9 protein-coding genes are annotated in these 10,285 nt (G+C 65.5%); 5 read left to right on the forward strand and 4 right to left on the reverse strand.

What is annotated here, in order from left to right; all coding sequences use genetic code 11:
• Positions 1-1,801: DEAD/DEAH box helicase (locus tag CH256_RS08805; RefSeq protein ID WP_179272041.1), on the forward strand; the 1,801-nt coding region annotated here is incomplete at its 5' end.
• Here the strand turns inward: CH256_RS08805 and CH256_RS08810 are convergent.
• Complete coding sequence (locus tag CH256_RS08810; RefSeq protein ID WP_094669360.1) at positions 1,771-2,985, reverse strand: alanine racemase; 1,215 nt, start codon at positions 2,983-2,985, stop codon at positions 1,771-1,773. The genes CH256_RS08805 and CH256_RS08810 overlap by 31 nt on opposite strands.
• 72 nt (positions 2,986-3,057) lie before the next feature.
• Positions 3,058-3,699: a TetR/AcrR family transcriptional regulator gene (locus CH256_RS08815; protein WP_068053247.1), complete on the reverse strand. Its 642-nt coding sequence runs from the start codon at positions 3,697-3,699 to the stop codon at positions 3,058-3,060.
• Between the two features lie 203 nt (positions 3,700-3,902).
• Between CH256_RS08815 and CH256_RS08820 the strand changes: the two genes are divergently transcribed.
• Complete coding sequence (locus tag CH256_RS08820) at positions 3,903-5,216, forward strand: D-arabinono-1,4-lactone oxidase (protein WP_094669362.1); 1,314 nt, start codon at positions 3,903-3,905, stop codon at positions 5,214-5,216.
• Positions 5,217-5,350: 134 nt separating this feature from the next.
• Complete coding sequence (locus CH256_RS08825) at positions 5,351-6,838, forward strand: molybdopterin-dependent oxidoreductase (protein WP_094669364.1); 1,488 nt, start codon at positions 5,351-5,353, stop codon at positions 6,836-6,838.
• Position 6,839: 1 nt separating this feature from the next.
• Here CH256_RS08825 and CH256_RS08830 read toward each other — a convergent pair whose 3' ends face one another.
• Positions 6,840-7,781 (reverse strand): adenosine deaminase, encoded by a 942-nt coding sequence (locus CH256_RS08830; RefSeq protein ID WP_094669366.1) that lies wholly within the window; start codon positions 7,779-7,781, stop codon positions 6,840-6,842.
• Positions 7,782-7,899: 118 nt separating this feature from the next.
• Here CH256_RS08830 and CH256_RS08835 point away from each other — a divergent pair, with 118 nt between their 5' ends.
• Both CH256_RS08835 and CH256_RS08840 read left to right on the forward strand, forming a co-directional pair.
• The gene (locus tag CH256_RS08835) at positions 7,900-8,745 is read left to right on the forward strand and encodes an alpha/beta fold hydrolase (RefSeq protein WP_094669367.1); all 846 of its coding nucleotides are present in this window, start codon (positions 7,900-7,902) and stop codon (positions 8,743-8,745) included.
• Complete coding sequence (locus CH256_RS08840; RefSeq protein WP_094669369.1) at positions 8,742-9,401, forward strand: TetR/AcrR family transcriptional regulator; 660 nt, start codon at positions 8,742-8,744, stop codon at positions 9,399-9,401. Before CH256_RS08835 ends, CH256_RS08840 begins: the two co-directional genes overlap by 4 nt.
• 64 nt (positions 9,402-9,465) lie before the next feature.
• On the opposite strand, the gene CH256_RS08845 is transcribed toward CH256_RS08840, so the two are convergent.
• Positions 9,466-10,257, reverse strand: coding sequence for an enoyl-CoA hydratase/isomerase family protein (locus CH256_RS08845; RefSeq protein ID WP_094669370.1), 792 nt, complete (start codon positions 10,255-10,257; stop codon positions 9,466-9,468).
• Positions 10,258-10,285 lie beyond the last annotated feature (28 nt).

Genomic DNA, 10,285 nt, shown 5'->3' on the forward strand with positions numbered 1-10,285 from the left:
CGTCGCATTGTTCTCCGGTTCCATCGGCTACCACCGACGCGAGCGAAAGCCGTTCTGGTGGGCGCACTTCGATCGCCTCACCCACCCGCTCGACGAGTGGGCCGACGCGGCCGACGTGCTGAAGGTCGAGCGCGCCGAGCTGGTGCACGACTGGATGAAAACTGCACCGAAGCAACGGGTCCTGCGACGACAGCTCAAGCTGTTGGGACACCTGAGCAGCGGCGTCCTGTCGAGCTCGAAGGTCAAGCTGCTCTACGAAAACCCGGCCCCGGAGGGATTACCGAAACAGCAGCCGACCCATCGCGCGACCACGACGGTCGAGATCGTGGAGGCGGGCTACGAGGGCACCCTCGACATGGTGGTGGTGCAGGAGAACCTACGCAAAGGAGTGGACGAGTACCCCGACTTCCCCGTCGCCACCGCACCCGAACCGCCCCCGGCCACCAAGTATCTGGAGCAGGCGATCGTTGCCGTCGCCGCCGAGGTCCACGCCGCACTGCCGGACCTTCCACGCGCGGCCGTCGCCGATCTGCTGACGCTGTCGCCACCCCGAACCCGTTCCGGCACCGGACTTCCCGAGGTGCACGCCGGCGACTACGCGGCGGCCGCCACGGCGGCACTGCTCGATCTGGACCGGTCGTACGTTGCCGTACAGGGACCACCCGGGACGGGGAAGACGTACACCGCTGCGCGGGTCATCGCCGAGTTGGTCGATGTCCATCACTGGCGGGTCGGGGTGGTGGGCCAGTCGCATCACGTGGTGAACAATCTGCTGGACACGATTGTTCAGGCCGGAGTCGACCCGGGTCGGGTGGGTAAGAAAGCCCCGACCGCCCACACCGTCGTCGACCCGGCGGAGTACTCCCGCTTCGTCACCGAGGCCGAGGACGGCTGCGTCATCGGCGGTACCGCCTGGGACTTCTCCAACCCCGGCCGCATTCCGCCCGAGTCGCTCGATCTGCTGGTCATCGACGAAGCCGGACAATTCTCGCTCGCCAACACCATCGCCGTCTCGGTGTCCGCACGCAACCTGCTGCTGCTCGGCGACCCGGCACAGTTGCCGCAGGTCAGCCAGGGCACCCACCCCGAACCCGTGGACGAGTCGGCTCTGGGTTGGATCACCAACGGTCACCCGACCCTGCCCGCCGACCGCGGGTACTTCCTGGCCACGACGTGGCGGATGCATCCCGATCTGTGCGCGCCGGTCTCAGCACTGTCCTACGAGGGCAAGCTCGAGTCCAACCGTGCTGTGACACAAGCACGTTCACTGGAGTCGCTCGAACCCGGCCTGCACGTCGTCTACCTCGACCACCACGGCAACTCCACCGACTCGGTGGAGGAAGCCGACGAGATCGTCACTCACGTGCAGAAGCTGCTGGGCCGACTGTGGAGCGACCCGCAATCCTTCGAGGGTGCGCGGCCGATGGACCAGGGCGACTTCCTGGTCGTCGCCGCCTACAACGCGCAGGTGGCCGTCATCGTCGAAAGACTCGCGGCCGCCGGACTCGACGAGGTCTCGGTGGGCACCGTCGACAAGTTCCAAGGACGACAGGCACCGGTGGTGTTGATCTCGATGGCCGCGTCGGCAATCGAAGACGTGCCACGAGGCATGGGATTCCTGTTGTCCCGCAACAGACTCAACGTCGCCGTCTCGCGAGGCCAGTGGGCCGCGATACTGGTCCGGTCGCGGGCACTGACCCGGTACCTGCCGTCGACCCCGGCCGGACTGGTCACCCTCGGCACTTTCATGAGCCTGTGCGAGAACGGAATTCAGCCGAACGCCATGCCCTCACCACGATAGGTGGGGACCGCCTCGACGGACCCGTCGGCGTGTACCAGATGCAGGGTGTCGAATCGCTCGCACAGCTCGCCGGCCTTGGCATGCCGGAACCAGACGCGATCACCGATCCTGATCTCTCCCGCTCCGCTCACCGGAGTCTGCACCTCGCCCGCGCCTTCGTTGCGCAGCAACTTCAAACCGGACGTCACCACGCCCCTGGCCTTTCTCGACCACGCGATCGGCCGCGGGGACCTCGACGTCGACGCCGGGCCCGACGCGATGTAGCCACCGCCGAACAGCGTCGCGATCTGTGGCGTCGGCTTGCGCACCGCGGGCAACGCGAAGAACAGCGAGGGCTCGGCCGAGAACGCGCGATACCGATCGAAGAGCGTCGGCGCGAACAGACCCGATCCCGCGGTCACCTCGGTGACGACGGGATCGGCCGCCGAGAACTCGATCGACCCGGTACCGCCGCTGTTGACGATCTCGATCCGGCCGACTGCCGCGGTCACGGCCTCGACCACCGCCGTTCTGCGCGTGGAGATCTCACGAGACGACAGCGACTTCATCCATTCCACCGCGAGATTGGCGTCGGGCACACCGGCGATCTGCGCCTCGTAGAACATCAGCCCGACCACCCGAAACCCCCGCGCATGCGCCGCCCGCGCGAAGGCGGCGACCTGCTCGGGTTCGCGCAGTGGCGAACGTCTGACACCGATGTGCAGCGGCCCGATCCGCAGCGAGGCATCGACGTCGAGACAGATACGGGGCTTGAGAAGATCACTGGCGGTGGCGTCGCGCACGATGTCCAGCTGTGCGACGTCGTCGACCATCAGCGTGATGCGCCCCGACAGAACACGATCGTTGACGACCTCGGCGAGGGCGGTGCGGTCGACCGTCGGGTACCCCATCAGGATGTCCTCGACGCCGTGGCGTGCCAACCAGATCGCCTCACGCAGGGAGTACGCCATGACCCCGCTCACGCCGTCGGCCGCGAGCACCCGCTCCAAAACCGCCCGGGACCGAACCGACTTGCTCGCGATCCTGATCGGCACTCCGTCCGCCCGTGCTCGCAGCGCCGCAGCATTGGCATCGAGGGCCGCCAGATCGACTGCAGCCAATGGCGATTCGAGCCCTTCGGTGGCAGCGGCGATACGGGACAGTGGTGTCGTGTCGGTGGTTGCGACACCGGCGATCGAACTCATGCGGCTCATTCCTTTGTCGTTGCCAGGTCCGAACAGTCAAACACTCCACAGCCGAGAAGTCCCGGCGAGCATTCAGCGGTCCTGAGCCTTGGCCGCTATCAGACCCGACAGGTCGTCGATCTGCGCCAGCACCTCGAGATCGTCGCCGTCGACCAACCATCGCAGCACGAGGCCGTCGAGGGTGGCCATCCCGAAACGCGCGATCGACGCCACCGGCTCCAGCCATCGCGTCCCGGTGTGGGCGGAACACTTCTCGAAGAACAACCGGGCCTCGGAGTCCCGGATTCGGTACTGCCCACTGGCGATCTCGGCGGCCGTGGCGGACCCGAGCGCACGATGGCGCAGCAAGTAGGTCTTGATCTCGTACGCGAGCAACTGCCGACCCGGTGACTTCTCGATCAGCAACCACACCGCGCTCAGACCGCCGTGCACCAGCTCGCGCAGACCACGGACACCCGGGAGTTCGCGCGTGCCCACCGCGCTGTCCAACGCGGCATGCAGAATCTCGGTGACGTCGACGATGAGGTGCTCCCCCATCGCGATCACCAGATCCTGCTTGGTCTCGAAGTGGTACTGCACGATGCCCTTGGTGACGTCGGCGTGCTCCGAGAGAGCGCGCACGGTCAGAGACTCGATGCCGACCCGCTCCGCGACATCGATCGCAGACTGCACCAGTTGTGCGCGCCGCACATCAGCGGGCAGCCTCGATTGCATCACCCGATCCTAGGGCGCAGACGAGTTCTGTGCCTCCGATTGACCCACGGGAGTGGAGCCTGCGGAATGACCTGGAGGTTGCAGCAGTGGAGCCTGCGGAATGACCTGGAGGTTTCAGCAGTGGAGCCTGCGGAATGACCTGGAGGTTGCAGCAGTGGAGCCTGCGGAACGACCTTCGGTTCGAGCAGTGCGATAGTGATTCGATGATCGAGCGGTCGTGGCAGAACTGGGCGGGCAACCAGCATGCGTATCCGGTGCATCGAGCCGAGCCTTCATCGGTGGACGAGTTGCGTGCGATTCTGCGGGATGCCGTCGAACGATCTCGGACGGTGCGGTGCGTCGGAGCGGGCCACTCGTTCACTCCGATCGCGGTCACCGACGGCGTTCAGATCAGCCTGGATTCGCTGCGCGGGATCGAATCGGTGGTGCGCGAGGACGACGGTTCCGCCCGGGTGACGGTGCTCGCAGGCACCCGGCTGGGCGATCTGACCGCGCGGTTGTGGGACCTCGGCCTGGCCATGACCAACCTCGGCGACATCGACGAACAATCGATTGCCGGAGCCATCTCCACGGGCACTCACGGAACCGGAGCCCGCTTCGGCGGCATCGCTACCCAGGTGTACGCACTGGAGCTGATGACCTCGGACGGCCGGCTCGTTCGGTGCTCTCGCGAGGAGAACACGGAACTGTTCCACGCGGCCCGCGTCGGGCTCGGTGCGCTCGGTGTCATCACCCGAGTCACGCTCGAATGCGTTCCGGCCTTCGCCCTCCGGGCCGTCGAGGAGCCGTCGACGCTCCGGGCGACGCTCGCCGATCTCGATGCGATCGTGGCAGGCGTCGACCATTTCGAGTTCTACTGGTTTCCGCACACCGACCGGGTGCTGACCAAACGCAACACCCGCCTACCCGGCGACGCTGCGCTGCGTCCGCTGGGAAAGGTGCGCTCGTATCTCGACGACGAATTGCTGTCCAACACCGTCTTCGAGAGCCTCAACCGCGTGGTGACGCGGGTGCCTGCCCTGATTCCGCGCCTCAACTCGGTCTCGGCCCGGGCGCTGTCGGCGCGTGAGTACACCGATCGTTCGTACCGGGTGTTCGCGTCGTCGCGGACCGTCAAGTTCGTCGAGATGGAATATGCCGTGCCTGTAGCCGAGATCGGCGGGGTGCTGCGCGAGGTGGATCGCTGGCTCGAACGGTCTGCCGTGTCCATCGCGTTCCCTGTCGAAGTGCGGTTCGCCGCGGCCGACGACATCTGGCTCTCCACCGCGTACGGACGCCCGACGGCCTACATCGCCGTGCACCAGTACCACCGGCGAGATCACCGCGAGTACTTCGACGCCGTCGAGGCCATCTGCCGCAGCGTCGGCGGCAGGCCACACTGGGGCAAACTGCATTCCCTCGACGGCGACGAGCTGCGCGATACCTGCGAACACTTCGACGACTTCCTGCGTGTTCGGGATGCGATGGACCCGATGAAGCTGTTCGGCAGCGACTATCTCGAGCGTCTGCTGTCCTGAGCGGCCGACCGGTGTAGCGCTGCGCGCAATTTTTGCTCCACTCCTGCGACCGTCGAGTGGGTTTCCCCAGGCCAACGGGTCGAGTGGAGTGTCCCGTGCACGCAGCCACTCCCCGCACGCTTACATTGGAACGAGTGAGCACAGGAAAACGCGCGCTGTCCGGCATCGTCGCCGCCGGAGTCGTCCTCGGCGTCGGTGAATTGATCGCCGTCCCCATCGGACCCAACTCGTCACCGCTGACCGCCGTCGGCTCCTCGGCCGTCGACAACAGTCCGGCCCCGATCCGTGAATGGGCCATCGACACGTTCGGTACCTCCGACAAGCTCGCACTGTTCATCGGCATGGCAGTGGTGATCGGAGCGATCGCCGCGGCGGCAGGCATCCCCCGCAAGCCGATCGGTGCCGTGGTGTTCGCCGCACTGGGCGTCGTGGGCGTACTCGCGGCAGTGACCCGACCCGACGCGACGGCCCTCTACGCAGTCCCGACCATCGGCGGCGTCATCGTCGGCATCGTCGTGCTGCACGCCCTCATCGGTGCCGCCGCGCCTGCGACCGAGGGAATGAACCGACGCAGCTTCCTCACTCTCGCCGCCGGTGCCGCGGTACTCGGCGTCGTCGCCGGAACAGCCGGACGGATGCTCACCTCCGCCCGCGCCGTCACCGCCGATCGACTCGGCTTCATGCTGCCCACGCCGACGCCGCAACCCCCGATACCGGCCGGGGCTGACCTGCAGATCGACGGCCTCGCGTCGTACATCACCCCGAACGACGACTTCTACCGCATCGACACCGCGTTGGTCGTGCCGCGCGTGGCGTCCGAGGACTGGTCGCTGCGCATCCACGGCATGGTGGACCGCGAGATCGAGCTGACGTTCGCCGACCTCGCCGAGCGCCAGGCAGTGGAGAAGACGGTCACGTTGACCTGCGTGTCCAATATCGTCGGCGGCGACCTCGTGGGCAATGCGACGTGGATCGGCTACCCGCTCAAGGACATTCTCGAAGAGGCAGGCATCTCCCCCGACGCCGACATGGCCCTGTCGTCGAGCAGCGACGCCTTCACCGCGGGCACTCCCCTCGAGGTTCTGCTCGACGGCCGCGACGCCCTCCTGGCCGTCGGGATGAACGGTGCACCGCTGCCCGTCGAGCACGGCTACCCCGCCCGGCTCGTCGTCCCCGGTCTGTACGGATACGTCTCGGCGACCAAGTGGGTCACCGACATCGAGATCACCCGCTTCGACCGCGCGACGGCATACTGGACCGACCGAGGTTGGGGCGAACGCGGACCGATCAAGACGGCCTCGCGGATCGACACCCCGCAATCGGGCAGTTCCGTGCCGGCCGGACAGACGGTGATCGCCGGAGTGGCGTGGGACCAGCACACCGGAATCGACGGCGTGGAAGTGCAAGTGGACGAGGGCAACTGGGTGCCGGCCACGCTGTCGGAGGAGTACTCCAAGGACACCTGGCGGCAATGGACGGTCGAGCTCGACCTACCCGCGGGGCCGCATTCGATCCGCGCCCGCGCCACCAACTCCGCGGGAGAACTGCAGACCAACAGAACCGCAGACACCGTTCCCGACGGTGCCACCGGCTACCCCAGGATCTCGGTGACGGCGAGCTGATCTAGACAGTCACGAAGCTCGCGCGGATCGAGTTCTCGGCCAACACGTTTCGCTCCTGCAAGGTCAACCCCATACCTGCTTCGAGGGCAGCGAAATTGTCGTCGACGTAGCCGCCGAAGTAGGCGGGATCGTCCGAGTTGATCGACACCGACAGGCCCCGCTCGAGCATCTGTCGCAGCGGCAGCTGCTCGACAGTGTCGATCACCTTGAGCCGGACGTTGGACAGTGGGCATACCGTGAGCGGAATCTGTTCCTCGACAAGACGATTCACCAGCGCCTCGTCTTCGAGGCACCGCACCCCGTGGTCGATGCGCTCGACCTTCAGCAGATCCAGTGCCTGCCAGATGTAGTCGGGTGGACCTTCCTCACCGGCATGGGCGACGACGTGCAGACCCTCGGCGCGGGCCTTGGCGAACACGTCGACGAAGAGCGATGGCGGGTAGCCCACCTCTGCGGAATCGAGGCCGAGACCGATGATCGGGGCCTGCATGGCCAACAGATCGTCCAACAGTTGATTGGCATGCAGCACCGGCTTGTCCCGCAGGATCGACGCGATCAACCCACTGGTGACACCGAATTCGCGCTCGCTGGACGCACATGCGTCGGCCAATCCCTCGACGACGGCCGCGAGCGGGACACCGCGCTCGGTGTGCGCCTGCGGATCGAAGAAGATCTCCGCGTGCGTCACCCCGGCCTGCGCGGTGCGGCGGAAGTAGGCCCGGGCGAGATCGGCGAAATCCTCGGCAGTGCGCAGCACGGCCATGTTCGCGTAGTACAGATCCAGGAACGACTGCAGGTCGCTGAACTCGTATTTCGCCCGCAGTTCATCGATGTCGTTGTACGGCAGCGACAATCCGTTGCGCTCGGCAAGATCGAATATCAGCGGAGGTTCGAGCGCCCCTTCGATGTGCAGGTGCAGTTCGGCCAGCTGATCAGTACTCACTCACCCGATGCTACGGGCACCACAAGGTCGATACCTCGATCCGTCGCCCGGAAACGACGACGCCTTACCCGGCCGATCAACGTTTGACCAAAATGCCGATTTTGGTCAAACTGTATTCATGAGGGACGAAGAAGCACGAGTTGAGCAGACACGACATGTGGTCTCCAGGGCCGGTTCGCAGATTCATGTATGGCTGAGCGGACCGCCGGATGGACCGCTGATCGCGCTGAGCCACGGTGCGTCGATGGATCATCGGATGTTCGATGAGCAACTCGGAACGCTCGTGACCGCCGGATATCGAGTTCTGACCTGGGACATCCGCGGACACGGCCGGTCGCAGCCCATCGGCCGAGTTCCGATCGACGTTTCCGACATGACCGACGACCTGGTCGCCATCGTGGACCAACTTGGGGTCGTAGGTCCGATCTGCGTCGGCGGGCAGTCGCTGGGGGGATACATATCCCAGGAGATGCTGCTTCGCGAGCCCGACAGGGTGACGGCAATGGTAATCATCGGATCGACTTGCATCACGATACCGATGGCGTGGTGGGAGCGGTGGGCACTGCGATCGTCACCGTGGTGGTTCGTCCCCTGGCCCTGGGCGCACCTCAAGCGAACCGTCGCACTGTCGACCGCACTGCACGACAATGTCCGCACATACGCCGAGAAGGCAATCGGCGCGATGTCCAAGAAAGACTTCCTCCACATCTGGCGAGGAGTGGCGGAATCGATGCGACCGAAGCCCGGTTACCGAATCGAAGTACCGCTCCTGTTGACGCACGGAAAGCATGATCGCACCGGGAACATTGCCCGAACCGCACCCGCTTGGGCGGCACGAGACCCACACTGTCGATATGAGGTGATCCCGCAGGCCTCCCACAACGCGAACCAGGACAATCCCCAGTATTTCAACCGGGTCCTACTCGACTTCCTGACCGACCATTACCCGGTTTGCCGCGCATGACCGAGCGACGGGTCCAGCTGTACGAGGCTGCAGCCGAATTGTTCACCCGGCACGGATTTCGCAAGACAAGCATCGAGGACATCACTCGCTCTGCAGGTGTATCCAAAGGTGCCTTCTACCTGGAGTTCCGAGACAAGAAGGAACTCTTCGAAGCACTGGTACGTCGCGAAATTCGACGCTATCTTGCCCAAGCGGCCGAGCAGATAATCGCCGACCCTGAGGGCGGTCGACTCTCGCGGATCTACCACCATTGCATCGAAGTTTTTTTACGGTGCGAATTTCTTTGCGCACTTTACACCCAGCAGGAACGGGTACTGGCCGGACTGCTGAGCGAACATGGTCCCCAGCGATACCGGCCGCGAGTGCTGCTCGGAGCCGAGTTCGTCGGCCGACTGCAACGAGCCGGGCTCATCCGTCACGACACCGCCCCCGAAACGCTGAGCCACACCTTGAGCTTGCTCATGGTGGGACCCCTGCTGGCGGAGCCCGTACTTCATACCGACGACTCGCCAACTCTCGCGGAGACGTTCGCCGTCCTCAGCTCGATCATCACCACTGCCTTCGAGGTACCCGGAAGCGATACCGCGGAGGGCAAGCGCGCATTTGCGACCCTGGCCCGCGAGATGACCGCGCTCCTCGACGAAGACGACCACTAGAAGTCGCGATCGACGGCTGGCGGTGACGGACCAGCCGACCTTCCAACCGCGGCAATACGCACGATCAACGGCCCGTGTACGTCGCATTCCCCGGGCCGACCTCGAGGAAGCTCTTCACCGCACCCCGCAGATCCTCGGTCTCGAACAGTGCTCCGGAGACCTCCGAGGTGATCTCGTCCGCATGGGCCACGCCGCCCGAACGCCACGCTGCCACAATCTGTTTCGTGGCCGCATGCGCGACGGTGGGGCCGTCGGCCAGTCGATGTGTCAGCGCCAGCGCAGCGGCATCGACGTCGTCGTGGATCTGATTGACCACGCCCCACTCCTTCAGCGTCTGCGCGTCGTACAGATCACCGGTCATGACGAGCTCGCGAGCTCGACCCGAACCGGCCCGCTCGGCGAGGCGCTGCGGTCCGCCCATCGACGGTGTCAGACCGACGACGGTCTCGACCAGACCAAACTTGGCCTTGGGACCGGCGAGAATGATGTCGCACGCCAGCGAGATCTCGAACGCCGCCGTGAGCGTCAAACCGTGCGCGGCGTAAATCACCGGGCAGGGCAACGCCTCGAGCGGATGGGCGATCTGTGCGAACAATCCACGCCACAGATCGGCACCCTGCGCAGCGGACAGACCATCGAAGACGTGCACGTCGACGCCCGCAGAGTTCACCTTGCCCTCGGCGCGCAACAACACCGCCCGCGGAGGTCGCGCGACGAGATCGGCAACGTTCGCGGCAACCGCGTCGAACATGGCCTGATCGAACAGGTTGAGCGGACCGTGGTCGAAGGTGAGGACGGCGAGCTCGGCGCCTGCCGCGGTGGTCGATCGAACGAGCGAAGTGGGTGCGTCAGCCATGGTTCGCATAGTGCCACACCGGTCCGGG

The organism is Rhodococcus sp. 05-2254-6 (assembly GCF_002258565.1).
Classification (GTDB): Bacteria; Actinomycetota; Actinomycetes; order Mycobacteriales; family Mycobacteriaceae; genus Rhodococcoides.

What these genes read in the sequence shown, in the direction of transcription:
- CH256_RS08810 (WP_094669360.1), bottom strand. Translation starts at nt 2,985, where the DNA reads ATGAGTTCGATCGCCGGTGTCGCAACCACCGACACGACACCACTGTCC.
- CH256_RS08815 (WP_068053247.1), bottom strand. Translation starts at nt 3,699, where the DNA reads ATGCAATCGAGGCTGCCCGCTGATGTGCGGCGCGCACAACTGGTGCAG.
- CH256_RS08820 (WP_094669362.1), top strand. Translation starts at nt 3,903, where the DNA reads ATGATCGAGCGGTCGTGGCAGAACTGGGCGGGCAACCAGCATGCGTAT.
- CH256_RS08835 (WP_094669367.1), top strand. Translation starts at nt 7,900, where the DNA reads ATGAGGGACGAAGAAGCACGAGTTGAGCAGACACGACATGTGGTCTCC.
- CH256_RS08840 (WP_094669369.1), top strand. Translation starts at nt 8,742, where the DNA reads ATGACCGAGCGACGGGTCCAGCTGTACGAGGCTGCAGCCGAATTGTTC.
- CH256_RS08845 (WP_094669370.1), bottom strand. Translation starts at nt 10,257, where the DNA reads ATGGCTGACGCACCCACTTCGCTCGTTCGATCGACCACCGCGGCAGGC.